Below are 22,345 nucleotides of genomic sequence, written 5' to 3' on the forward strand. Positions count from 1 at the left end.
GGTCACGTCTCGGGGCGACGCGCGACCGGACCGACCCGCAGGCTGCGCCGCAGCGACCGCGCCACCGTGCGCGGGCGCAGCGGCGCCGTCGCGTCAAAGGCGCGCTCGCGCATGCCGGCGATGACCTCCTCGAGCACCGCGGGCGCGTCGGTCCGCGGCTCCCAGCCGAGGACGTCGTGCGCCCGGGTCGGGTCCAGCAGGGGGACGTGGTAGGCCAGGTCGATCCATCCCGGGTCGACCGGCTGCAGCCGGGCCTGCCAGGACAGCGACGCCGCGCGCCTTACGACGGAGGCCGGCACCTGCACGTGGCGGGCGCCCAGCGCGTGGGAGAGGTGCTCCACCGTGATCGCGGTGGGCGCCGCCAGGTTGAACGCGCCGGCGGCCGTCGACGACAGCACGCGCACCAGGGCGTCGGCCACGTCGTCGGCGTGCACCATGGGGATCGACAGCGCGCGGTCGAGCGGGAGGACCGGCACGGCGCGCAGCGCGAACGACGGCACGAGGGCCGGCAGCCCATAGCGCAGCAGAGCGCTGCCCGCGCTGCGCTGGCCCACGATGCCCGGCCGCATCCGCGCCACGACGAGGTCGGGGTGGTCGGCCTCGATGCGGTCCAGCAGGCGCTCGGCAGCGACCTTGTGCGCGCTGTACGGCGACCCGGGGATCCCTTCGGTCGGGTAGCTCTCCCGCACCGGGTCCGGGCCGCTGCGCGGGGAGTAGGCACCGACCGACGACAGGTGCACGAGATGCGGGACGCCGGACGCCGCGGTGGCTTCGGCGACCCGACGGGTGCCGCCGACGCCGAGCCGCTCGAGGTGGTCGAGATCGTGCGAGGGCTGGAAGCCCCAGGCCAGGTGGACGACCGCGTCGGCGCCGCGGAAGGTCTGCCTCAGCAGAGGAGCGCAGTCCTCGGTGAGGTCCGCCCGCACCCACGTGACCGGGTCCGTGCCGACGGGCCCGCCGGCCGGACGCCGTACGACGCCGACGAGGTCGTGGCCTTGCCCGGAGAGGGCGCGGAGCAGTGCGGAGCCGATGTTTCCGGAGGCGCCGGTGATGACGATGCGCATGCCGACCGGTGCCCCGGGCGTGCGGCTCCATGCGCCGGCATACGGCTCCCGGCACGGGGTACCGGCGCCGCCACCCGGCGCTGCCGATCTGCGGCGACGACGACCGGCTGCAGGGAATGATCACCGACCGTGACATCGTCGTCCGGTGCGTGACCGACGGCGCCGATCCCAGCGCCATCTCCGTGCAGGAGTACGGCGGGAAGAAGCCGGTCACGATCGGGGCCGACGACTCGTGGCGACTCAGTGGTCCCCGTGGCGCCGTCCGTGCCGCACCCGCAGTGCGCGGCCGCGGCGGATGTCGTCGAGCTCCTTCTTGCGGGACTTCTCGATGTTGCGGGTGTCGCGCGGCGGTAGCTGGATCTCCTCCTCGGCGGCGATGCCCGACTGCAGCTCGCGGCCGCGCTCCAGCTCGGCGTCAAGCTCGGCGCCGAACAGCAGCGCCAGGTTCGTCAGCCACAGCCACAGCAGGAACGCGATGACGCCGCCCAGCGTGCCGTAGGTCTTGTCGTAGGACGAGAAGTTGGCGACGTAGAAGCCGAAGGCGGCCGACAGGATGATCCAGGTGACGATCGCGAGCACGGCGCCCACGCTGACCCAGCGGAACTTCGGCTGCTTGACGTTGGGCGTGGCGTAGTAGAGCAGCGCCACGATCAGTACGACCACCACCAGCAGGACGGGCCACTTCGCGATGTTCCAGATCGTCACGACGGTGGAGCCCAGCCCGATCGCGTCGCCGACGGCCTGGGCGACCGGACCGGTCATGATGAGGGCGAGCAGCACGAGGGCGACCAGGATCACGAGGACGACGGTGAGCAGCAGCATGGCCGGACGCAGCTTCCACACCGGCCGGCCCTCGGGCATCTCGTAGATCCGGTTCATGGCGCGCCCGAACGCGACGACGTACCCGCTGGCCGACCACAGGGCGCCAGCCAGGCCGAGGACGAGCGCCAGTCCGGCGCCCTGCGACCCACTCAGCTCGAGCAGCGGGTCCCGCACGCTGTCGACCACGGAGGCCCCACCCAGGTCGCCCACGATGTCGAGCACCGTCTTGACGGCCTTGGGGCCCTGGTCGACCAGGCCCAGCACCGAGGTGAGGGCGACGACGGCCGGGAACAGCGCCAGTACGGAGTAGTAGGTCAGCGCGGCCGCGAGGTCGGTGCACTCGTCGTCGGTGAACTCACGGACGGTCTTGCGCGCCACGTAGAGCCACGAGTGCTTGCTGATGTCCGTGGGGGAGTCGACCTTGCCGTCGTCGTCCGGATCGGCCTCGGCGGACGCGGCCCGGTCGCCGGTGGTCATGGCACGACGCTCATCTGGGAGATGCCGCCAGGCTGGTCGCCGTAGTCGGTGTCCTCACCCTCGCGCAGCCCGATGAACAGCAGGATGGCACCCACCACGATGAAGACGACAACACCCCAGATGGCAAGAATTCGGCGGCGATCCATGCCCTTCCGGTACCCGCAGGCACCACGGCCATGCCGGAATGTTCAGTCCGGAGCCCAGCAGCGGCCGTAGGTCTGGCCGGCCTGCCACTGCTCGCGGGTGGGCCACTCGTAGCCCCACTGGTAGTTGAGCGCGTCGTCGGCGACCTCGCGTCCGGCGTCCTCGCACGGGGCCTGGCCGCGCTCGCGCACGACTGCCGCGCCCGGGTAGCGGCCGGAGCCGAGGTCGACGATGCGGATCGCGCGCCAGGAGTGGGGGGCCGAGCACAGCACCCGCTCGAACTCGGGGGAGTCGGGCTGCGCGGTCCCGCACATGCCCCACCGGTTGCGACCCTGCGGGGTGTCCAGCACCCCCGCGAGCCGGCCCGTCAGCGGCGCGAGCCGGTCCTGCCCGGCGACGGCGATCACGTCGCAGCGGTACCAGGACGCGCCGGCGTCGGCCTGGGCCAGCGTGGGGGTGAACCACACCGGGCGCAGCATGCTGAGCCGTACGTCGTCCCGGGTGCCGCCCACCAGCCCGCCCAGGCGGCGCTGGCAGGTCGCGGCGATGTCGGCCAGCACCCGGTCGGAGTCGACGGCGAGCAGGTGGCCGTCGACGAGCGTGTCCAGTCGGCCGACGAGGTAGGTCATCGCGGTGTGCTCCTCGGAGCACGCGACCTTCTGGGCCTGGCTGGTCGCGGCCAGGGCCGCCTCGAACGTCATCTGGTAGCAGGCGCCCTGGGCCGGAGTGGGCACGGCGGTCGCCGTCGCCTTGGGGGTCGGCGTCGGGTCGGCGCCGGGATCGGTCTCGTCGCCGCTGCACCCCGCGCTCAGCGCGAGCAGCAGGGCGACGACGGCGCAGCTCAGGGCACGGCGCATCAGTCGGGGGTCTTCGCCCAGCAGACCGAGCGCCGATTGCCGGCCTCCCACTCGGCCTCGTGGAACCAGGTGTAGGCGAAGTCGTAGTTCACGGGGTAGTTGAGCCAGGCGCCGACGGCGGTGGAGCAGAAGTCGCGGGTCTTCACCTCGACCACCCGGTCGCCGGGGTAGGGCTCCTCGGGCTCGCCGAGCTTGATCGTGCTCACCGCGCGCCAGTCGTGCGGCTCGTGGCACGGGGTCCTCGGGGCGCCGGTGACGGACGGCCCGGCGACACAGACCATCCAGCGGTCCTGGGGCCGCCCGAGAAGCAGTCCCTCGGCGGTCGTGGGCAGGTTGACGAAGCGATCGCTCTGCTCGCCGCCGCCCACCACGTCGCAGCGGTACCACCGCGCGCCGTCCTCCCACGCCTTCTCCGAGGGCCGGAACCAGGCCCAGCTGACGACCGTGCGCATCACCATGCTCTCGTCGGCGCCCAGGAACTTCAGGAACTTCGCCGAGCAGGTGCGGTAGGCGAACTCTCCGAGGGACCGGTCGTCGCGTGCCACGTCCTCGAACTCCTCCGGCAGCTCGCCGACGGCGTAGGTCTGGGCGGTGTGGCGCTCGGTGCAGTCGACGGTGCGGGTCGCGTTGCTGGCCTGCTGCACGTCCTCGGGGCTCAGCACCCGGCAGGCGCCGAGCTCGGGCGCCTCGACGGAGTCGACCTGGTCGGGGTCGGTGTCGCCGCCCTGGGCGGTCTCGCCGCAGGCGCTCAGCAGCAGCGCGACGACCACCCCCAGCGTCGCTAGGGGCGCGAGTCGACGCGGGCGGTGCGACAACGCGGGGCCCCTTCCCGGACGACGGCGGCGGACCCCCGATGCTACCTCCGGGGCGCCGCGCATCAGGTGGCGAGCAGCGCCGCGAGCGTCCCGCCGAGCTCGTACGCCGCCGCGCGCTCCGCCTCGCCGACCTCGCCCATCACCTCCAGCACCTCCGCGGACCTGACCCACGGCAGGGCCCCGGCGATCGTCGTCACCGAGCGCACGGCGCCGGTCGTGTCGTAGCGCCCGTGCACCCAGAGCCCGTAGGGCCGCCGGCCGCCGCCGGCGGACGCGGCCGACCCGTCGTCGCCGAGCGCCCCACCGGCCTCGAGGAAGATGCGGTCGAAGAAGTGCTTGAGCGCCCCTGACATGTACCCGAAGTTGGCCGGCGTCCCCAGCAGGTACCCGTCGGCCGCGAGCACGTCGTCGGCGCGCGCCTCGAGAGCCTCGCGGACCACGACCTCGACGCCCTCGATCGCGTCGTCGTGGGCGCCGGCGAGCACGGCGCTGGTCAGCGACCGCACCGTGTCGGTCGGGGAGTGGTGGACGACCAGCAGTCGCGCCATGGGGTGACGTCAGGTCGCCATGAACAGGATCATTTCGCGGTCGTACTCGCGGCCAGGGTGGGCCTGGGCGAGGTGCGCCTGGGTCCGCTCGACGAGCTCGTCCTCGTCGGCGCCGGTGATGGTGGTGCCGCACGGGCACGACAGTCGCGTCTTCATGGACCCACTGTGCCATCGCATGCGCCCCCCACGAGCCCTGCCACGGCGGCATGTCCCCGTCCGTCCCCGGGTACCTGGGGACGCCACCCGCCCGACTTCGTGAGGAACCGCCATGTCGACCGACGCCATCGTCCTGCTCAAGAACGACCACAAGGAGATCCTGCGGACCTTCGCCGCCTTCGAGAAGGCGGGGGAGCAGGCTCACGCCGAGAAGGGCCGACTCGTCCAGAAGATGATCGAGCTGCTCACCGCGCACACCTACATCGAGAACGAGATCATGTACCCGCGCGTCCGTGAGCTCCTGCCCGAGGTCGAGGACGACGTCCTGGAGTCCTACGAGGAGCACCACGTCGCCGACGTGCTGGTGATGGAGCTCGCCGCGATGAAGCCGGACGCCGAGCGGTTCACCGCCAAGACCACCGTCCTCATCGAGAACGTGCGCCACCACATCGAGGAGGAGGAGGAGGAGTGGTTCCCGAAGGTCCGCGAGGGCCTCGGACGCAAGGTGCTGCAGGAGATGGGCGCGGACATGATCGAGGCGAAGAAGAAGGCGCCCCGCTCCCCGACGCAGCCGAGCGCGCTCAAGAAGACGATCGACGCGGTGATCGCCTGAGGCGGAGGCCATTACCACCCGAACGGGTGAGCCCACCTGGTATCGAGGGCGGGCCCGGTGCTGACAGGGTTGGAGTGTGAGCAGCACCGAGAGCGGCACGGCGCCGGAGGGCACGGAGGTTCCCTCGACGTCCACGACCAACCTGTCCGCACGAGAGTCCGAGATCGTCGCCCTGATCGTCCAGGGCCTCTCCCACCAGGAGATCGCCGAGACCGCCTTCCTGAGCATCAACTCCGTCAAGACCTACATCCGCACCGCCTACCGCAAGATGGGCGTGACGCGGAGGTCGCAGGCGGTGGGGTGGGCGATCCAGCACGGCTTCGCACCGGAGGTCCCGGCCGACGACGACTGACCGGGGGAGTCCGTAGGGTGAGCCCCCGATGACGGACGCCCTGACCTACCTCGTCGCGGGCCTGTGCCTGCTGCTGGCCGTCGTTCTCCCCCAGGCACTGCGCTCGCTGGCCATCTCCGCTCCGATGGTCCTGGTGGGCATCGGGCTGGTGATCGGGCTCTTCCCGCTCTCCGGCGGGTTCGCGCTGGATCCGGTGGACGATGAGCTGGTCATCCTGCACGTCACCGAGCTCACCGTCCTCGTGGCGCTGATGGGCGTCGGGCTGGCCCTGGACCGGCCACTGCGCCCGCGTCAGTTGCGCACCTGGGGCCACTGGTCCCCGACCTGGCGCCTGCTCGTGATCGCCATGCCGATCACGATCGGCGCCATCGCGGTGCTCGGCTGGTGGGCAGCCGGTCTTGCTCCGGCCGCGGCGCTGCTCCTCGGGGCGGCGCTGGCGCCGACCGACCCGGTGCTGGCCTCGGACGTGCAGGTGGGCGGCCCGATGCTGGCCGACGACCTCGAAGAGCTCGAGCAGGGCCTGGCTGAGGAGAACAGCGACACCGTGGAGCGCCTGGACGAGGTCCGCTTCGCGCTGACGTCGGAGGCGGGGCTCAACGACGGGCTGGCCTTCCCGTTCGTCTACCTGGCGATCCTGGTCGCGGCCGGTGGCTTCGGCCTGGCGGAGTTCGGCGAGTGGGTCGGCTGGTACCTCGTCGGCAAGGTCACCCTCGGCGTAGCGGTCGGCGTGGGCGCCGGCTGGCTGCTGGGCAAGGTGGCCTTCCGCTCGTCTCGTCCCTCGCTCCGGCTCGCCGAGCAGGGGGAGCCGCTGCTGGCGCTCGCCGCACTCCTGGCGTCGTACGGCGCCGCGGAGCTGGTGGGCGGCTACGGGTTCCTCGCGGTCTTCACCTGCGCGATGGCCATGCGCGCCTCCGAGCGCCACCACGACTACCACCGCGCCATGCACGAGGTCGTCGAGCGCCTCGAGCGCCTGCTCACCCTCGCCGTGCTGCTCTTCCTCGGGATCGCGACGACCCGGGGGCTGCTGAACGAGCTCACCTGGGCCGGGGTGCTCGTGGGCGTGGCGGTGATCTTCGTGATCCGTCCGCTCGCGGGGCTGGCGTCGCTCTCGCTGCGGCTGCGCGCGAAGGACCGCCCCGGCGGCCTGGACAAGCACGACCGGCTGGCGGTCGCGTTCTTCGGGGTACGCGGGGTCGGCTCGCTGTACTACCTGGCCTACGCCGCAGGGGAGGCCGAGTTCGACGAGCTGCGCTGGCTGTGGTCGACGGTGGGCTTCACCATCGTGCTCTCGGTGCTCGTGCACGGCGTCACCGCCAAGCCGGTCCTGGCACGGATCGACCGGCGCCGCGGGGCGGAGGGCCCAGGGCTGGCCGGGCAGCAACCGACGTAGCGGTCAGGCCACGGCCTGCAGGTCGACGCCCAGCTCGGTGCGTAGCCGGGCGATGAGCCGGGTCAGCCTGCGCGAGATCGTCATCTGCGTGACGCCGATGGCCTCACCGATCTGCTGCTGGGTCATCCCCTGCGCGTAGGTCATCGCGAGCAGCCGCACCTCGTCGCGCGAGAGGTGCCTGAGGACGGGCGCAAGGAGCGCGCGCGCCTCGGCGGCGTCCTGCGCGCCCGAGTCGTCGACCGTCAGGAAGTCCGAGAGCGACTCCATGCTGTCGGCCTCGACCGCCTGGTCGATCGAGATCGGCTGGAAGCAGACGGCCGCACTCAGCGCCTCGGTGACGTCGTCGATGTCGAGGTCGAGGCGCTCCGCGATCTCGCGGGGCGTCGGCGGCCGCCCGTCGACGGTGCCCTGCTTGTGCTCGGCGATCACCCGCGACTGGATCTCCTGGATCCGGCGCGGCGGACGGATGGTCCAGCCGTGGTCGCGGAAGTAGCGCTTCACCTCGCCGGTCATGGTCGGCACGGCGTAGGAGAGGAAGTCCCGGTCCATCGTGTGGTCGAAGCGCTGTGCGGCCCGCACCAGGGCCAGGCAGGCGACCTGCTCGAGGTCCTCGACCGGCACGCCGCGGTTCTGGTAGCGCCGCGCGATGGCGTGCGCCACCTGGATGTTGAGGACGACGATCTGCTCGATCACCGCCTCCCGCTCGCGCTCGTCCAAGTCAGGGAAGGTCGCGAAGAGCCGAGCCGTTTCCTGGCTTCGGAATTCCCTCGGGACCGTGCGCCCCAGTGCGGTGATCGTCATGACTCCCTCGATCTTGTGTCTTACGAGAGTGAACCCGTGTGCTTGCTGCCCGACACACCCCCGAGGGTGAGTGCTCCCGGAGGGGCCCACCCGCAGGGGTGAGGGGCGGTCGTTGGTCTAGGCGACGCGGTCGAACCTGGCGACGACTCCTCGCTCTCCGTCGCGGATCTCGATCAGCCGCAGGCTGTCGGCGCACCCCTCCGAGGAGAGACGCTGCGCCTGCTCGGAGGAGCCGAGCTGGATCAGCACGTGCCCTCCGTCGGCGACCCGCTCGGCCGCGACCGCGAGGCAGAGCCGAGCCACGCTCAGGCCGTCCTCGCCGCCATCGATGGCCAGGAGCGGGTCCTCGGGGAAGCGCTGGGTCTCGGCCGCGGGTACCCAGGGCGGGTCGGCGATCACGACCCCGAACTGCTCTGACGGCACGACCTCGGCGAGGTCGCCGCAGTGCACCTCGACGTCGTCGGCCAGGCCGGCCATGGAGGCGTTGACCTGGGTCAGCTCACAGGCCGCCGGGTTGAGGTCCACACAGACGAGCGGGCGGTTGGCCAGCCACACGGCCAGGAGCCCGATGTGACCGGCTCCGGCGCACAGTTCGAGGACTCGACCCACGGGGGCGTCGGGGATCAGCTCGGCCGCCCACTGCGACTGCATCGTGGTCCAGGCTCGCGGGGTCAGCACACGATCGTCGTATTCGATCGTGAGTTGGCTGAAGTCCATACGCTGCCGCCCCGTCATGATCGGCCGGTGCCCCAAGGCCCAGCTCGCATGCAGCGGCCCGTCAACCGCTCCGTCGCCATCTCAGGGACGGCGGCGCAGCATCGATACGCCGGCCCACACTGCGAGCGGGACACCGATCAGCAGGACCGCCGCCACCATCCAGTCGCCGTCAGACATCGGCCGGGACGTCCGCCGCGACCGCGACCGGCATGCTCATCGCCGGCCGGTTGAGCCGACGCTCCGAGCCGATCACGGCGAGACGTGCCGACAGGTAGCCGCCGACGACCCCGACAAGAACGGCGGCGGCGACGGCGAGGGTCAGGACGAGGGGCCAGTCGAGTGTGGTCACGTGCATCCTTCCAAGTGGTGAGTGCTGGCTTCCTGCCCTCGTAGCGACGCCGTCAAACCACCCTCTTATGGGTTCCACCCGATCGGGTGAAGCTGCGGTTGCGGTACAGTCCTGGCGTCATGACGATGCGCCAGCTTCTCCTTCGCTGCCGCAGCGAGGTCTGAGCCAGAGCCGGACCCCCTCGCTGCGGAGTGAGGCGTGCGACCGGCCGACATCGGCACCACACCCGCGAGGAACCATGACCCACACCCAGCACCGCAACCCCCAGCAGCCCAGCCCCATGCCGTTCGGGCGCTACGAGCCGTTCACCCCCGTCGCGCTCGCCGACCGCACCTGGCCGGACCGGGCCATCACCCAGGCGCCGCGCTGGTGCGCGGTCGACCTGCGTGACGGCAACCAGGCGCTCATCGACCCGATGTCGCCATCGCGCAAGAGGACGATGTTCGAGCTCTTGGTGGCCATGGGCTACAAGGAGATCGAGGTCGGGTTCCCGAGCGCGAGCCAGACGGACTTCGACTTCGTCCGCCAGCTCATCGAGGAGGACCTGATCCCCGACGACGTGGTGATCCAGGTCCTCACCCAGGCGCGCGAGGAGCTCATCGGGCGCACCTACGAGGCCATCGCCGGGGCGAAGCAGGCCATCGTCCACCTGTACAACTCCACCTCCACGCTGCAGCGGCGCGTGGTGTTCGGGCTGGACATGGACGGCATCACCGACATCGCCGTCCAGGGCGCCCGGCTGTGCAAGAAGTACGAGGAGACGATCCCGCAGACGCAGGTGTTCTACGAGTACAGCCCCGAGTCCTACACGGGCACCGAGCTCGAGTTCGCCGTGCGCGTCTGCAACGAGGTGCTGGAGGTCTTCGGGCCCACGGCCGACAAGCCGGTGATCATCAACCTGCCGGCGACCGTCGAGATGGCCACGCCCAATGTCTACGCCGACTCCATCGAGTGGATGAACCGCCACCTCGCCCACCGCGAGCACGTCGTCCTGTCACTGCACCCCCACAACGACCGCGGCACGGCCGTCGCCGCGGCGGAGCTGGGCTACCTCGCCGGCGCCGACCGCATCGAGGGCTGCCTGTTCGGCAACGGCGAGCGCACCGGCAACGTCTGCCTCGTCACGCTGGGGCTCAACCTGTTCAGCCAGGGCGTCGACCCGCAGATCGACTTCTCCGACATCGACGAGATCCGACGCACGGTGGAGTACTGCAACCAGCTGCCGGTCGCCGAGCGCCACCCCTACGGCGGTGACCTGGTCTACACCGCCTTCTCCGGATCACACCAGGACGCCATCAAGAAGGGCTTCGAGGCCATGGAGCGCGACGCGGCCGCCGCCGGCGTGAGCGTCGACGAGCAGCCGTGGGCGGTGCCTTACCTGCCGATCGACCCCAAGGACGTGGGCCGCAGCTACGAGGCGGTCATCCGGGTCAACAGCCAGTCCGGCAAGGGCGGGGTGGCCTACATCCTCAAGGCCGAGCACAAGCTCGACCTGCCGCGACGCGCGCAGATCGAGTTCAGCCGAGTGATCCAGCAGCGCACCGACGCCGAGGGCGGCGAGGTGTCTCCCGACGAGATCTGGGGCGTGTTCCGCAGCGAGTACCTCGACCGCGAGGCGCCGCTGCGGCTCAACTCGGTGCACACCAGCTCCGCCGAGGGCGAGAAGGACGCGCTGAGCGTGAACGTCTACGTCGACGGCGAGGTCCGCACCCTGGAGGGGTCCGGCAACGGCCCGATCGCGGCGTTCGTCAACGCGATCAACGAGCTGCCCCGCACCGGGCTCGGCGGTGGCTTCGACGTCCGGGTGCTCGACTACCACGAGCATGCGCTCTCCTCGGGCGGCGACGCCATGGCCGCGGCGTACGTCGAGTGCGCGGTCGGCGACCAGGTCCTCTGGGGCGTCGGCGTCGACGCCAACATCGTGACCGCCTCGCTGAAGGCGGTCGTGAGCGCGGTCAACCGCGGCGCCACCACCCTCTGACCGCTGACCCGTCAGAAGTCTGTGACGGGTCAGCGGGGGGTGGCCCGCAGCCCGTCGGCGGCCACACCACCAGGCGCTCTCGCCACCACCTGTCCGCAGCGGCTAGGCCCTACGGAGCCCGCAGACCGCGGGTCCCTCGACGACCTCGCCGTCCGGACCGAAGCGCGACCCGTGCAGGGGGCAGTCCCAGGTGCGCTCGGCGTCGTTGAAGCGCACGATGCCGCCCAGGTGCGTGCAGACCGCCGACACCCGGGCCGTGTGACCGTTCACGGTCGCCTCGGCGGTGGGGGCGCCGAGGTGGTCGTAGCGGACCCGGCCCGTGCCCTCCTGGGGACCCTCGCTCGCCGGGCGGAGCGGGCGCACCCAGCCGCGGGCCATCTCGAAGCCGACCTCGCCGTTGATCCGCAGGTGCTCCGGCGCGCCGGAGACCTCGTGGCGGCTCCACGTGCGCATCACCCGCGCCCACTCGATGTGTCCGCCGAGGATCTCGGCGGCGAGGGCCAGCGCGGCCGCGACCCCGTTGGTCATGCCCCACTTGGAGTAGCCGCCGGCGACCAGGATGCGCTCCTGACGGGGGACCAGCGGTCCGACGTAAGGCAGCGCGTGTGCCGGCACGTAGTCCTGCGCCGACCAGGCGTGGGTCTCCCGGGCGCCGGGGTAGTGCTCGGCGGTCCACCGGCGCAGGGAGTCGAAGCGGGTGGACTCGGGGGCACCCCGGCCGGTGGTGTGCCCCGCGCCGCCGACGAGCAGCAGCGAGCCGTCCGCGGTGGGGACGTCGCGCAGCGAGCGGGACGGCGCGTCCGCGGAGAGGTACATGCCGTCGACGCGCGGCTGGTCGGTGGCGAACGCGATGCCGTAGGAGCGCGCCGGGTGGGCGCGCGCGAAGAAACCGCCGCGGTCCAGGATCGGCATGTTGGTCGCCACGACGAGGCGGTCGGCGACCATCGTGCCGGACTCGGTCTCGACCCGGACCCGGTCCTCCGAGCGGACCTTGAGCACCCGCGCACCCTCCACGATTCGGACCCCGTGTGCCGTCGCCTGCTCGGCCAGGGCGTGCAGCAGCTCCATCGGGTCCAGCTGCAGCTGGTTGTCCAGGCGCACGGCCCCGGCGGTGGGGAAGGGGAGGTCGAGCTCGTCCTGCCAGGTCGCGTCCAAGCCGGCTCGCCGGGCCAGCGTGAGCTCACGCCGTGCGGCGGTCCGGCCGCGGCTGCCGTGGGCGTAGGTGTAGGCCGGGCGGCGCTGCACGTCGACCTGGTGGTCGTCGCAGAAGCGGGCCACCCATGCCTGCGCCTCGGTGTTGGCGACGACGTAGTCGACCACGACGTCGGCGGCGTGCCGCTGGGCGATCTGTGAGAGCTGGGTCCCCTGGAGGAGGCTGACCTTGGCCGTCGAGCGGCCGGTGGTGCCGTGCCCGACGTGCTCGGCCTCGAGGAGCGTCACCGACCGTCCGGCACGCCCCAGCAGCAGGGCCGTCATGAGACCGGTGATGCCTCCGCCGACCACCACCACGTCCGCGTGGCCCTCCACGGGCTGCTGCTCGAGGTCACGCGCGGGGTGCCGGTCCTGCCACAGGGAGACGAGTGCCATGGCCTCCGGTCCCCGGGCCCGCGCAAATGATGCAGCGCCGCGGCCGTCGCGGTCAGCGGCGAAGGCGGCGCAGGCGGTGGTGGAGGAGGGCGGCGCGGGCGGCGTTCATGCCGGGGGCGCCGTGCACGCCGCCGCCGGGGTGGGCTGAGGCGGAGCCGAGGTAGAGCCCGGCGATTCCGGTCTCGGGTCGTCCACGCAGGCCGGGCACGGGACGCAGGAAGAGCTCCTGGTGCAGCTGCGAGGTGCCACCGTTGATGGCGCCGCCCACCAGGTTGGCGTTGCGGCGCTCCAGCTCGTGCGGCCCCAGCACCCGTCGGGCGCGGATGCGCACCTCGAAGCCGGGGGCGAGCCGCTCGATGCGGTCCTGGATCCGGTCCGCGAAGCGCTCCAGGTCCGAGGCGTCCCACTCGCCGCGCACCTCCTCGCCGACGTCGCGCACCATGCGGCCCGGCTGTGGCACGTGCGTGTAGGCCCACAGCGACTCGGTGCCGGCGGGGGAGCGGGTGGGGTCCGAGGTGGTCATCTGGCCCGCGAGCAGGAAGGGTGCCGCCGGCAGCACACCCGCCGCGACCTGGCCGGTGGCCTCGTTCATCTGCGCGACCGAGTCGGCCACATGGAAGGTGCCGGGCGCGTACGGCGGGGCGCTGGCCCACGGGACCGGCCCGTCGAGCGCCCAGTCGACCTTGACCGTGCCGGGGTCCAGCTGGAAGTCGCGCATCCCGCGGCTCACCCGCTCGGGGAGGTCGACCCCGGGGACGAGGCCGCCGAAGAGGCGCGACGCGATCACGTCGGCGACCACCGCGCGCCCGGCGTCGTGACGGCGCCCGTCGGTGGTCAGCGCTGCGACCGCGCGGCCGTGCTCGACGACGACCCGCTCCACCTCCGCATCGCACCGGATCTCGCCGCCCTTGGACTCGAGCCGACGCGCGAGTGCCTCGGTGAGCCGCCCGGCGCCACCCTCGGGCACCGGGAAGCCCACGGTCTGCCCGAGCATCGTCATCAGGATCCCGAAGGCCCCCGAGCCCGAGCCGTCCAGCGGCAGGTCCGCGTGGCCGGCGTTGCCCGCGATCAGCAGCCCAGGAGCGGCGCCGCCGAAGCGGTGGCGCAGGTCGGCAGCGGGTGTGAGCAGGGTCCGGACCAGCTCCAGACCACCGGCCGCCCGCAGCCGGGTCAGCATGGAGACCCCGGCCCGCACCGGGGGGAATGGCGTGAGCAGTCCGTCGATGAGCGGGCCGCCGATGCGGTCCCAGCTCTCGCAGAGGTCCAGCCACAGCCGGCCGTCTCCTGCGTGCTGCTCGTCCATGAGCGCAGCCGTCACCTGGCGGTCGCGGTGCAGCACCGCCCACCGCCCGTCGGGCGTCGGGTGGCCGAGGACGGCCGGAGCATGCCGCCACCGCAGGCCGTGCTCCTCCAGGCGGAACGACGCGATGCCGCTCGACGCGGCAGCCAGTGGGTAGAACGCGCTGAAGGTGTCGTGCACGAAGTCGGGGTCGAGCTCGCGGTCGCTGCGGACGGCGCCGCCCACGGTCGGCTGTGCCTCGAGGACCAGCACCGACCAGCCGGCGTCGATCAGCCGGTTGGCGGCGACCAGCCCGTTGGGGCCGGCGCCGACGACGATCGCGTCGTGCCGGCTCACGGTCGGCTCATCGGGCAGCCCGGCGCTCGCACAGGTAGGCGAGGCGCCGCAGCGACTCGACGTTGCGCCAGGCCAGCAGGGGGTCCTGCAGCGGCTTGGGGATGAGTACGGCGGGCCCGCTGACGGCGTTCTCCTCCATCACGATGCGGGTCTCTGCGCCGACGGGCTCGAGGTGCAGCGTCACGTCGGCCTCGCCGGTGGGCCAGGCGCGGGCGCGCATGCGCAGCATCCGCAGCGGTCGACACTCCTCGACCTCGGTGTTGTCGTCGATGAGGGCGGGCCACGCGCCGACCGAGTGGTGCAGCCGCGCTCCGACCTCGGGCCAGGTGTCGTCGACGTCGCGCATGCGCGAGGCCCCCACGACCCACAGCGGGTAGAGCCAGCCGTCGCTGAGGACGTCCCAGACCTGCTCGGGCGTGGCGTGGACCGTGCGCTCGGTGGTGCTCATCCATCACTCCTCAGGGTGGGAAGGACATCGCGGCCGTAGGCCTCGATCATGTCGCGGAAGTGCGGTCCCATGTTGGCGACGTAGACCTCGTCGAAGCCGGCGTCGCGATACTCGCGCAGCTGGGCGAGGTGCGGCTCCAGGTCGGGGCCGGCGACCACGCTCTCGGCCGTGGCCTCCCGGGTGACCAGAGTGGACGCCTGCTCGAAGTGGCGCACGGAGGGCAGCACCTGGGAGAGCTCGCCGGGCAGTCCGGAGTTGGCCCACAGCCGGTGGGCGTGGTCGATGCCCTCGTCCTCGGTCTCGGCCCAGGCGACCTTGCAGCCGGCCTGCGCCGGCTTGCCGCCGGTCGCGTCCTTGAAACGGTGCACCATCTCCGCGTCGGGCGTGGTGGACATGAAGCCGTCGGCGAACCGGGACAGGTCGTCGACCGCCTTGGGGCCGAAGCCGCTGACGTAGACGGGCGGAGGGCTGTCGGGTCGCGTGTAGATCCGCGCGTTGCTGACCTCGTAGTGCGTGCCGCGCGTGGTCACGAAGTCTCCCTCCCACAGGCGCCGGATGAGCGCCACGGCCTCCTCGAGCATCTCCATGCGCACGTCGTACGACGGCCAGGCGTCGCCGAGCACGTGCTCGTTGAGGGCCTCGCCGGTGCCGACGCCGAGCACGAACCGCCCGTTGAGCATCACCGACGCGGTGGCCGCGGCCTGGGCGATCACCGCGGGGTGGAGGCGCACGGTGGGGCAGGTGACCGCCGTCGTGACGGGCAGCGAGCACGCCTGCGACAGGGCCCCGATGACGCTCCAGACGAACGGGCTCTGGCCCTGCTCGTCGTTCCAGGGGTGGAAGTGGTCGCTGATCCACAGGGCCTCGAAGCCGGCGCGCTCGGCGGCGACCGCCTGCTCGACCAGCTCGGCGGGGGTGTACTCCTCGCAGGAGAGGAAGTAGCCGATCTTCATGTCGCGGGGTACTCCTCGCTCTTCAGCGTGGCGCAGGACTCGGTGGGCGACGGCGTGAGGGTGCAGGACAGCACGAGCGCGCGCAGGTCGGTCATGGCGCTACGGTGCCCACGTCGGTGGCCGTCATGCAGGCCACCCGGCCGGCTCAGGCGCTCGCGCGGCGTGCGGGCGGGGAGAGCTCGGCTCCGATCTCGTGACGCAGGGTGCCGAGGATCCGGCTGAGCAGGCGGGAGACCTGCATCTGGGTCACGCCGAGGTCCCGGCCGATCTCCTCCTGGGTGAGGTCGTCGAAGAAGCGCAGGTGCAGGACGCGCCGGTCGCGCTCGGACAGCCGGCGTACGACGGGCGCCAGAGTGAGGCGGGCCTCGCTGGCGCTGATCTCGCGGTCGGTGGCCGGCAGCAGGTCGCCGATGCTCGTCGCGGAGTCGGCGGTGACGGGCTGGTCCAGCGAGGCGGGCTGGAAGGAGCCGAAGGCCTCGAGCGCCTCGCGGTACTCGCCGTCGGTGATGCCGAGCCGCTCCACGATCTCGCGGGACGTCGGCGTGCGGCCCAGCTCACCCTCGAGCGACTCGATGGCCTGGTTGACGCGCCACTGGAGCTCCTGGACGCGCCGCGGCGGTCGGACGGTCCAGCCCCGGTCGCGGAAGTAGCGCAGCAGCTCCCCGCGGATGGTGGGGACCGCGAAGGTGAGCAGGTCGTTGCGGGTATGGGGGTCGAACCGGCGGACGGCCTTGGTCAGCCCCTCGTAGGCGACCTGCCGCAGATCCTCGCGGTCGACGCCGCGGTCGTAGTAGCGCGAGGCCACGGACTCCGCGACGCCGCGGTTGATCACGATGACCTCGTCGAGCAGAGCCCGGCTCTCGACGGGGTCGGTGGACTCGGCGGCGGCCTCCAGCAGCGCCGCGGTGCGCTCGCTGCGCTCGGCCCTGGTGAGCCCGCGGTCGCCGTCGAGGCGCCGGGGTCCGCGCCGGGCGGTGGGTGCAGCTGTCATCAGGCGCCTCCTTCCCGAGATGAGGCTCGTTCCTCATCCCTTGTGACGCTAGGACGGCTGCGCCGAGCCCTCGTCCACCCCAAGGGGTGCTTGGGGGAAATCACCCCGAGGGGTGGCGGATGCCATGCGTTCGTAGGTTTTCGGGCCCCTCCCGGGCGGGTACTGAGCGGGCATGATGCTTCCCAAGCCGCGCGGTCCGCTGAGCGCGGCGGTGTTCGAGTCGATGCGCGCCATCCCCGCCGAGCCCGTGGCCCGCGCGCACCCGGAGGCCGACGGGCCCGAGGACGCCGCCATCACGCTGTGGGCCCTGTACGAGCTGGCCTACCGCGGCTTCGACGACGTCGACGACACCGCGGAGTGGGACCCCGACCTGCTCGCCGTGCGGCGTGCGCTCGAGGTGGACCTCGAGGCCCGGCTGCGCACGCGCTGGGAGTCCTACACGAGCCCGCACGAGCCCCGCGACGACTTCGCGGACGACTTCTTCGCGTTCATCGGTGGCCACGACGGACGCTCGCTCGCACGCTTCGTGCAGACCGAGGCCGACGAGCAGCAGGTCCTGGACCTCTTCCGCCTGCGCTCGGTCTACCACCTCAAGGAGGCTGACCCCACGGCCTTCGTCGTGCCCCGGCTGCCGACCGCACCCAAGGCGGCGCTGATGGAGCTGCAGTACGACGAGTACGGCTCCGGCGACCCCAACCGCCTGCACTCGCACCTGTTCGTGAGCGGGATGGAGGCCATCGGCCTGCGCTCCGAGTACGGCGCCTACGTCGACGACGTGCCGGTGGAGGTCCTCGAGCAGAACAACGCGATGTCGCTGCTGGGCCTGCACCGCCGCCTGCGCGGCGCCGCGCTGGGGCACCTCGCGGCCTTCGAGGCGACCAGCTCGGTGCCTTCGCGCCAGATGGCCCAGGGACTCGACCGGCTGGGGATGGCCCGCGAGATGATCGACTACTACGACGAGCACGTCGAGGCCGACGCGGTGCACGAGCAGCTCGCGGTGCGCGCCATCTGCGGCGCGCTGTTGGCCGTAGAGCCGGAGCTGCGCGACGACGTCTACTTCGGCGCGTTCGCATGCCTGGACCTGGAGGACCGGCTCGCCGAGACCCTGCTCGCCCGCTGGGGGGTCGGGACATGAGCGACGTACCCAACTATGAGCACGCCGACGTCGTGCTCTGCCCCGGCGGCCCGATGCTCCTGAGGGGCAAGCACGTCATCCAGGACTCCGCGGGCGAGCTGCACGAGACCACGCGCCGGGTGACCGCGCTGTGCCGATGCGACAAGTCCGCACGCAAGCCGTGGTGCGACGGCACCCACAAGCTGCTGCCCGAGAAGCTGGCCCCGTCCTAGCGCTACTCCTCGTCGCGCAGGTCCAGGTCGTCCTCGCCGCGCCGCTCCGCGCGGTTGACCTGCTCCTCCGGGGAGACGTCGAGGCGCTCCTCGACGTCGGCTGGGTCGAGGTTCTCGCCGGCGGGGGTGCCGCCGAGGTCGATCGGTCGATCCTGTCCGTGAGTGCTCATGGCTCGCGGTACCCGGGCCGCGGCCCGGACATGCTTTAGCCTGCGGGCATGCTCGTCTCCGAACGCATCGGCCAGCTCTTCATCGACGGCGACCATGGCCGGGACCGGCTGGAGTACACCGAGTACGGCGCCGGCGACGCCTGGGTGGTCCTGCTGCACGGACAGCTGATGCCGCGTCGCATGCAGCAGCCGCTCGCGCGGGCGCTGGCCGCCGAGGGCCTGCACGTGGTCACCCTCGACCTGCTCGGCCACGGTCGCTCCGACCGTCCGGCGGACCCGCTCGTCTACTCGACGACCGCCTTCGCCGAGCAGGTCGTGGCGCTGCTCGACCACCTCGGGGCACCGCAGGCCGTCATCGGCGGGACCTCGCTGGGCGCCAACGTCTCGCTCGAGGTCGCGGTGATCGCCCCCGATCGCGTGCGCGGCCTGATGTGCGAGATGCCCGTCCTGGACAACGCGCTCGAGGCCGGGATCCTCGCGTTCGGGCCGGTGCTGTTCTCCGCGCGGTTCCTGCCGTTCACGATCACCGCCGTACGTCGGCTGACCCGGCCGGTCCCGCGGGGGATCGTGCCGTTCTGGGCCGGCATCGTCCTGGACACGCTGGACCAGCGGGCCGACGCCATGGCGGCGGTGGTGCACGGGCTGTTCTTCGGGCGGATCGCACCGCCCTCGCGGCAGCGGCGCGGGATCCGGGTGCCCGCCCTGGTGGTCGGGCATCCGGCCGACCCGATCCACCCCGCGGCCGACGCCGCGATGCTGGCCGAGGAGCTGCCGCAGGCCACCTTCGTCCGGGCCGAGAGCATCCTGGAGTGGCGGCTGCGGCCGGAGCGGTTGAACGCCGAGGCGGCCGCCTTCGCACTCCGCTGCTGGAAGACGCCGCGTCGCAGCCGCCGCACGGCCACCTAGCGGGCAGAATGGGAGGGTGCCTCTCTACCGCGACGAGGCGATCGTCCTGCGCACCCACAAGCTGGGGGAGGCCGACCGCATCATCACCCTGCTGACCCGCAGCAACGGGCGCGTGCGCGCCGTCGCCAAGGGGGTACGCCGCACGACGTCGCGGTTCGGCTCCCGGCTCGAGCCGTTCACCCACGTCGACCTGCAGCTCGCGGAGGGGCGCAACCTCGACACGATCACCCAGGCCGAGACCAAGTCCGCGTTCTCCTCGGGTCTAGGCGCCGACTACGAGCGCTACACCGCGGGCACCGCGATGCTCGAGACAGCCGAGCGGCTGGTCTCGGAGGAGAAGCAGCCCTCGCTGCAGCAGTTCCTGCTGCTGGTGGGCGGCCTGCGGGCGATGGCGGCCGGCGAGCACCGGCCGGGACAGATCCTCGACTCCTACCTTCTCCGCTCGCTCGCGGTGGCCGGCTACGCACCGTCGTTCGACGCGTGCGCCCACTGCGGGATCGAGGGCCCGCACAAGTGGTTCAACCCGTCGATGGGCGGGATGCTGTGCACGACCTGCCGGCTGCCGGGCTCGGCCAACCCCTCGCCCCAGGTGATCGCGACGATGAGTGCCCTGCTTACCGGGGACTGGCCGGTCGTCGAGGCGGCGGATGCCCGGCAGCTTCGCGAGGCCAGCGGTCTGGTGTCGGCGTTCTTGCAGTGGCACCTCGAACGAGGCCTGCGCTCGCTGGAGCACGTCGAGCGATAGCGTCGCCCCGTGAAGCGAGCCGTCCGCAAGCCGACCCCGCACCCGTCGGGCGCGCGGCCACCCACGATCCCAAAGGACCTGGTCCCGGCACACGTGGCGATCGTCATGGACGGCAACGGCCGGTGGGCCAAGGAGCGCGGGCTGCCGCGCACCAAGGGCCACGAGCAGGGCGAGAGCTCGCTCTTCGACGTGGTCGAGGGGGCGATCGAGATCGGCGTGAAGGCGGTCTCGGCCTATGCCTTCTCGACCGAGAACTGGTCGCGCTCGCCCGACGAGGTCAAGTTCCTCATGGGCTTCAACCGCGACGTGATCCGGCGGCGGCGCGACGAGATGCACGAGCTCGGCGTCCGCGTGCGGTGGGCCGGCCGGGCGCCGCGGCTGTGGAAGTCGGTGATCCGCGAGCTGCAGGTCGCCGAGGAGCTCACGAAGGACAACGACGTGCTGACGCTCACGATGTGCGTCAACTACGGCGGCCGCGCGGAGCTCGCCGACACCGCCCGCCGGATCGCCCAGGAGGTGGCGGCCGGGCGGCTCAAGGCCGACAAGGTCGACGAGCGGACCTTCGCCCGCCACCTCTACGTGCCCGAGCAGTCCGACGCCGACCTGGTCTGGCGCACCTCGGGCGAGCAGCGGCTGTCCAACTTCATGCTCTGGCAGGCGGCCTACAGCGAGCTGGTCTTCACCGACATCCTCTGGCCCGACGTCGACCGCCGCTCCCTGTGGCAGGCGATCGAGATCTACGCCGGCCGGGACCGCCGCTACGGTGGCGCCGAGCCGAACTTCACCTCCTAGTCCGCTCGGGCTCGGCCCGGTGCGCACGTCGTGCTGGCTGGCGACGGCGACTCTCTGCCAGGGTGTGCCAGAGGCCGAGCGGAGGGAGCCGTGCATGGCGGTGCGCGAGATCGGGACGGGGCGCGGTGACCTGACCAGCCCGTCCACAGCGCCCGACGCCTTCGCCCGACCGGCGGTGTCCCAATCGCTGTGCGCCCTGCTCTTCGCCCTGGACCTGGGACTGCGCTTCCTCGGAGACGTCGACAGCGGCCCCTGGCCCCGGGTCGGCGCCGGCCTGCTGGTGGTCGTGACGCTGGCGGCGTTCGTGCTGCCGTGGGACCGGCTGCCCGCGGCGAGCCCCGCGGCTCTGGCGGTCGCCGACCTGCTGGTCATCGGGCTGTTCCGGCTCGACGCGCAGGGCGGCGGCTCGGCCGTGCTGATGGTGCTGCCGGGGCTCTACCTCGGCCGCTACTTCGGGCGCCGCGGAGTCGTGGTCACCGCGGTGGCGGCAGTCCTGCTCGTCGGGGTCCCGAACTTCCTCTACTTCGGCCTCGACGGTCCCAACGTCTCCCGCATGGTCCTCTCGGTCCTGGTCGCGGTCGTGGCCGCGATGGCGATGGCCTTGGCGGTCAGCCGCCTGCAGCACGAACGGCGGGTCTCCGCGGCCATCCTCGACAGCGTCGACGTGGGGTTGGTGCTGCTGGACGCGGAGGGCGCCTACCAGGCCTACAACCGCAGGCACGGCGACTTCATGCGCCTGGCCTACCCCGAGGGGCACGCCGGGATGGCCGGCCAGCTCGGCCTCGTCTACGACGCCGACGGGAGCACGGAGGTCCCCACCCAGGACATGCCCTCGACGCTCGCCTCCATGGGGGAGGAGTTCGACGACCTCCGGATCTGGGTGGGCGACGACCCGGTGTCACGGCGGGCGCTGTCGGTCTCGGCACGGGCGGTGCGCGACGCGTCGGGCGACTTGGCGGGTGCGGCGCTCGCCTACACCGACGTCACGGAGCTCATGCGCGCGCTGACGGTCAAGGACGAGTTCATCAGCTTGGTCTCGCACGAGCTGCGCACCCCGCTCACCTCCATCCACGGGTACGCGATGCTGTTGCTCGAGCGCCACGACCTCGACCCCCAGGTCCGCTCCCAGCTCGAGGTCGTGGTCCGCAACACCGAGCGGCTGCAGCGCCTCGTCGAGGACCTTCTGCACACCGGCCAGATCGACGACGAAGCGATGTACTTCCGGCGGGTCGAGTGCGACCTGGTGCAGATCGTCCGGCAGGCCGTCCAGGCCGCCGAGCCCCACGCCCGCGATCGCGGCGTCACCCTCGGCCTGCGGACACCGCAGCGGCTGATGCTCAGGGTGGACCCGCAGCGGATCGCCCAGGTCCTCGACAACCTGCTGTCCAACGCGATCAAGTACACCGAGCCGGGAGGCCGGGTCACCGTCGCCCTCGGCACCGACGTCAACCGGGTCGAGATCGCCGTCACCGACACCGGCGTCGGCATCGACGCCGCCGACCGGGATCGCCTCTTCACGCGCTTCTTCCGGTCGCAGCACGCCGAGGAGCAGTCGATCCAGGGCGTGGGACTCGGGCTCAGCATCGCCCGCAGCATCGTCGAGGGCCACGGTGGCCGCATCGACGTCGACAGCGAGATCGGCCGCGGCAGCACCTTCCGGGTGCGGCTGCCCCTCTCCTAGTGG

General features: G+C 72.1%; 26 protein-coding genes. 10 read left to right on the forward strand and 16 right to left on the reverse strand.

What is annotated here, in order from left to right:
- Positions 1-2: 2 nt before the first annotated feature.
- The 7 genes from LRP67_RS10605 to LRP67_RS10640 all read right to left on the reverse strand — a co-directional run bounded on the left by LRP67_RS10605 (position 3) and on the right by LRP67_RS10640 (position 4,883).
- Positions 3-1,064 carry an NAD-dependent epimerase/dehydratase family protein gene (locus LRP67_RS10605; protein WP_231270147.1) on the reverse strand — a complete coding sequence of 354 codons (1,062 nt, stop codon included), beginning with the start codon at positions 1,062-1,064 and terminating at the stop codon, positions 3-5.
- Between the two features lie 240 nt (positions 1,065-1,304).
- Positions 1,305-2,363, reverse strand: coding sequence for a YihY/virulence factor BrkB family protein (locus LRP67_RS10615; RefSeq protein ID WP_231270148.1), 1,059 nt, complete (start codon positions 2,361-2,363; stop codon positions 1,305-1,307).
- Positions 2,360-2,509 (reverse strand): hypothetical protein, encoded by a 150-nt coding sequence (locus LRP67_RS10620; protein WP_231270149.1) that lies wholly within the window; start codon positions 2,507-2,509, stop codon positions 2,360-2,362. Before LRP67_RS10620 ends, LRP67_RS10615 begins: the two co-directional genes overlap by 4 nt.
- A gap of 42 nt (positions 2,510-2,551) precedes the next feature.
- The gene (locus LRP67_RS10625) at positions 2,552-3,364 is read right to left on the reverse strand and encodes a septum formation family protein (protein WP_231270150.1); all 813 of its coding nucleotides are present in this window, start codon (positions 3,362-3,364) and stop codon (positions 2,552-2,554) included.
- The gene (locus LRP67_RS10630) at positions 3,364-4,179 is read right to left on the reverse strand and encodes a septum formation family protein (protein WP_231270151.1); all 816 of its coding nucleotides are present in this window, start codon (positions 4,177-4,179) and stop codon (positions 3,364-3,366) included. The genes LRP67_RS10625 and LRP67_RS10630 overlap by 1 nt, the downstream gene beginning before the upstream one ends.
- Positions 4,180-4,241: 62 nt before the next feature.
- Positions 4,242-4,727, reverse strand: a complete 486-nt coding sequence (locus LRP67_RS10635) for a flavodoxin family protein (protein ID WP_231270152.1) — start codon at positions 4,725-4,727, stop codon at positions 4,242-4,244.
- A 9-nt stretch (positions 4,728-4,736) separates the two neighbouring features.
- Positions 4,737-4,883 carry a DUF1059 domain-containing protein gene (locus tag LRP67_RS10640; protein WP_231270153.1) on the reverse strand — a complete coding sequence of 49 codons (147 nt, stop codon included), beginning with the start codon at positions 4,881-4,883 and terminating at the stop codon, positions 4,737-4,739.
- A gap of 112 nt (positions 4,884-4,995) precedes the next feature.
- Here LRP67_RS10640 and LRP67_RS10645 point away from each other — a divergent pair, with 112 nt between their 5' ends.
- The 3 genes from LRP67_RS10645 (at position 4,996) to LRP67_RS10655 (ending at position 7,238) form a co-directional block, all read left to right on the forward strand.
- Positions 4,996-5,496: a hemerythrin domain-containing protein gene (locus tag LRP67_RS10645; protein ID WP_231270154.1), complete on the forward strand. Its 501-nt coding sequence runs from the start codon at positions 4,996-4,998 to the stop codon at positions 5,494-5,496.
- Positions 5,497-5,572: 76 nt separating this feature from the next.
- Complete coding sequence (locus LRP67_RS10650; protein ID WP_231270155.1) at positions 5,573-5,848, forward strand: response regulator transcription factor; 276 nt, start codon at positions 5,573-5,575, stop codon at positions 5,846-5,848.
- Positions 5,849-5,876: 28 nt separating this feature from the next.
- Positions 5,877-7,238, forward strand: coding sequence for a sodium:proton antiporter (locus LRP67_RS10655; protein ID WP_231270156.1), 1,362 nt, complete (start codon positions 5,877-5,879; stop codon positions 7,236-7,238).
- 3 nt (positions 7,239-7,241) lie between these two features.
- On the opposite strand, the gene LRP67_RS10660 is transcribed toward LRP67_RS10655, so the two are convergent.
- The 3 genes from LRP67_RS10660 to LRP67_RS10670 all read right to left on the reverse strand — a co-directional run bounded on the left by LRP67_RS10660 (position 7,242) and on the right by LRP67_RS10670 (position 9,105).
- Entirely contained in the window at positions 7,242-7,955 is a 714-nt protein-coding gene (locus tag LRP67_RS10660) for a sigma-70 family RNA polymerase sigma factor (protein ID WP_231270157.1), read from the reverse strand.
- Between the two features lie 201 nt (positions 7,956-8,156).
- Positions 8,157-8,717 (reverse strand): methyltransferase, encoded by a 561-nt coding sequence (locus LRP67_RS10665; RefSeq protein ID WP_231270158.1) that lies wholly within the window; start codon positions 8,715-8,717, stop codon positions 8,157-8,159.
- 208 nt (positions 8,718-8,925) lie between these two features.
- Positions 8,926-9,105: a hypothetical protein gene (locus LRP67_RS10670; protein WP_231270159.1), complete on the reverse strand. Its 180-nt coding sequence runs from the start codon at positions 9,103-9,105 to the stop codon at positions 8,926-8,928.
- A 238-nt stretch (positions 9,106-9,343) separates the two neighbouring features.
- Between LRP67_RS10670 and leuA the strand changes: the two genes are divergently transcribed.
- Complete coding sequence (gene leuA, locus LRP67_RS10675; RefSeq protein WP_231270160.1) at positions 9,344-11,086, forward strand: 2-isopropylmalate synthase; 1,743 nt, start codon at positions 9,344-9,346, stop codon at positions 11,084-11,086.
- A 102-nt stretch (positions 11,087-11,188) separates the two neighbouring features.
- Here the strand turns inward: leuA and LRP67_RS10680 are convergent, their stop codons facing one another.
- The 5 genes from LRP67_RS10680 to LRP67_RS10700 all read right to left on the reverse strand — a co-directional run bounded on the left by LRP67_RS10680 (position 11,189) and on the right by LRP67_RS10700 (position 16,701).
- Positions 11,189-12,673 carry an FAD-dependent oxidoreductase gene (locus LRP67_RS10680; RefSeq protein ID WP_231270161.1) on the reverse strand — a complete coding sequence of 495 codons (1,485 nt, stop codon included), beginning with the start codon at positions 12,671-12,673 and terminating at the stop codon, positions 11,189-11,191.
- 52 nt (positions 12,674-12,725) lie between these two features.
- Positions 12,726-14,309, reverse strand: a complete 1,584-nt coding sequence (locus tag LRP67_RS10685; protein WP_231270162.1) for an NAD(P)/FAD-dependent oxidoreductase — start codon at positions 14,307-14,309, stop codon at positions 12,726-12,728.
- 7 nt (positions 14,310-14,316) lie between these two features.
- Entirely contained in the window at positions 14,317-14,757 is a 441-nt protein-coding gene (locus tag LRP67_RS10690) for an SRPBCC family protein (protein WP_231270163.1), read from the reverse strand.
- Positions 14,754-15,710: a TIGR03557 family F420-dependent LLM class oxidoreductase gene (locus tag LRP67_RS10695; RefSeq protein ID WP_231270164.1), complete on the reverse strand. Its 957-nt coding sequence runs from the start codon at positions 15,708-15,710 to the stop codon at positions 14,754-14,756. Before LRP67_RS10695 ends, LRP67_RS10690 begins: the two co-directional genes overlap by 4 nt.
- A 145-nt stretch (positions 15,711-15,855) precedes the next feature.
- Positions 15,856-16,701, reverse strand: coding sequence for a sigma-70 family RNA polymerase sigma factor (locus tag LRP67_RS10700; RefSeq protein ID WP_231270165.1), 846 nt, complete (start codon positions 16,699-16,701; stop codon positions 15,856-15,858).
- Positions 16,702-16,873: 172 nt separating this feature from the next.
- Between LRP67_RS10700 and LRP67_RS10705 the strand changes: the two genes are divergently transcribed.
- Together LRP67_RS10705 and LRP67_RS10710 are read left to right on the forward strand one after the other, a co-directional pair.
- Positions 16,874-17,836, forward strand: a complete 963-nt coding sequence (locus LRP67_RS10705) for an iron-containing redox enzyme family protein (protein WP_231270166.1) — start codon at positions 16,874-16,876, stop codon at positions 17,834-17,836.
- Positions 17,833-18,048, forward strand: coding sequence for a CDGSH iron-sulfur domain-containing protein (locus LRP67_RS10710; protein ID WP_231270167.1), 216 nt, complete (start codon positions 17,833-17,835; stop codon positions 18,046-18,048). The genes LRP67_RS10705 and LRP67_RS10710 overlap by 4 nt, the downstream gene beginning before the upstream one ends.
- A gap of 2 nt (positions 18,049-18,050) precedes the next feature.
- Here the strand turns inward: LRP67_RS10710 and LRP67_RS10715 are convergent, their stop codons facing one another.
- Positions 18,051-18,218 carry a hypothetical protein gene (locus LRP67_RS10715; RefSeq protein WP_231270168.1) on the reverse strand — a complete coding sequence of 56 codons (168 nt, stop codon included), beginning with the start codon at positions 18,216-18,218 and terminating at the stop codon, positions 18,051-18,053.
- A gap of 48 nt (positions 18,219-18,266) precedes the next feature.
- Between LRP67_RS10715 and LRP67_RS10720 the strand changes: the two genes are divergently transcribed.
- The 4 genes from LRP67_RS10720 (at position 18,267) to LRP67_RS10735 (ending at position 22,342) form a co-directional block, all read left to right on the forward strand.
- Entirely contained in the window at positions 18,267-19,124 is an 858-nt protein-coding gene (locus LRP67_RS10720) for an alpha/beta fold hydrolase (protein WP_231270169.1), read from the forward strand.
- Positions 19,125-19,140: 16 nt separating this feature from the next.
- Positions 19,141-19,869 carry a DNA repair protein RecO gene (recO, locus tag LRP67_RS10725; protein ID WP_231270170.1) on the forward strand — a complete coding sequence of 243 codons (729 nt, stop codon included), beginning with the start codon at positions 19,141-19,143 and terminating at the stop codon, positions 19,867-19,869.
- A gap of 9 nt (positions 19,870-19,878) precedes the next feature.
- Complete coding sequence (locus tag LRP67_RS10730; RefSeq protein ID WP_231270171.1) at positions 19,879-20,661, forward strand: isoprenyl transferase; 783 nt, start codon at positions 19,879-19,881, stop codon at positions 20,659-20,661.
- Positions 20,662-20,755: 94 nt separating this feature from the next.
- The gene (locus LRP67_RS10735; RefSeq protein WP_231270172.1) at positions 20,756-22,342 is read left to right on the forward strand and encodes a cell wall metabolism sensor histidine kinase WalK; all 1,587 of its coding nucleotides are present in this window, start codon (positions 20,756-20,758) and stop codon (positions 22,340-22,342) included.
- The last annotated feature ends 3 nt before the right edge of the window (positions 22,343-22,345 follow it).

It is taken from the genome of Nocardioides sp. cx-169 (genome assembly GCF_021083605.1).
GTDB lineage: Bacteria > Actinomycetota > Actinomycetes > Propionibacteriales > Nocardioidaceae > Nocardioides.

Coding starts and splice junctions, on each gene's coding strand:
- LRP67_RS10605 (WP_231270147.1), bottom strand. CDS start 1,064: ATGCGCATCGTCATCACCGGCGCCTCCGGAAACATCGGCTCCGCACTG.
- LRP67_RS10615 (WP_231270148.1), bottom strand. CDS start 2,363: ATGACCACCGGCGACCGGGCCGCGTCCGCCGAGGCCGATCCGGACGAC.
- LRP67_RS10620 (WP_231270149.1), bottom strand. CDS start 2,509: ATGGATCGCCGCCGAATTCTTGCCATCTGGGGTGTTGTCGTCTTCATC.
- LRP67_RS10625 (WP_231270150.1), bottom strand. CDS start 3,364: ATGCGCCGTGCCCTGAGCTGCGCCGTCGTCGCCCTGCTGCTCGCGCTG.
- LRP67_RS10635 (WP_231270152.1), bottom strand. CDS start 4,727: ATGGCGCGACTGCTGGTCGTCCACCACTCCCCGACCGACACGGTGCGG.
- LRP67_RS10640 (WP_231270153.1), bottom strand. CDS start 4,883: ATGAAGACGCGACTGTCGTGCCCGTGCGGCACCACCATCACCGGCGCC.
- LRP67_RS10645 (WP_231270154.1), top strand. CDS start 4,996: ATGTCGACCGACGCCATCGTCCTGCTCAAGAACGACCACAAGGAGATC.
- LRP67_RS10655 (WP_231270156.1), top strand. CDS start 5,877: ATGACGGACGCCCTGACCTACCTCGTCGCGGGCCTGTGCCTGCTGCTG.
- leuA (WP_231270160.1), top strand. CDS start 9,344: ATGACCCACACCCAGCACCGCAACCCCCAGCAGCCCAGCCCCATGCCG.
- LRP67_RS10680 (WP_231270161.1), bottom strand. CDS start 12,673: ATGGCACTCGTCTCCCTGTGGCAGGACCGGCACCCCGCGCGTGACCTC.
- LRP67_RS10690 (WP_231270163.1), bottom strand. CDS start 14,757: ATGAGCACCACCGAGCGCACGGTCCACGCCACGCCCGAGCAGGTCTGG.
- LRP67_RS10695 (WP_231270164.1), bottom strand. CDS start 15,710: ATGAAGATCGGCTACTTCCTCTCCTGCGAGGAGTACACCCCCGCCGAG.
- LRP67_RS10700 (WP_231270165.1), bottom strand. CDS start 16,701: ATGACAGCTGCACCCACCGCCCGGCGCGGACCCCGGCGCCTCGACGGC.
- LRP67_RS10705 (WP_231270166.1), top strand. CDS start 16,874: ATGATGCTTCCCAAGCCGCGCGGTCCGCTGAGCGCGGCGGTGTTCGAG.
- LRP67_RS10710 (WP_231270167.1), top strand. CDS start 17,833: ATGAGCGACGTACCCAACTATGAGCACGCCGACGTCGTGCTCTGCCCC.
- LRP67_RS10715 (WP_231270168.1), bottom strand. CDS start 18,218: ATGAGCACTCACGGACAGGATCGACCGATCGACCTCGGCGGCACCCCC.
- LRP67_RS10720 (WP_231270169.1), top strand. CDS start 18,267: ATGCTCGTCTCCGAACGCATCGGCCAGCTCTTCATCGACGGCGACCAT.
- LRP67_RS10735 (WP_231270172.1), top strand. CDS start 20,756: ATGGCGGTGCGCGAGATCGGGACGGGGCGCGGTGACCTGACCAGCCCG.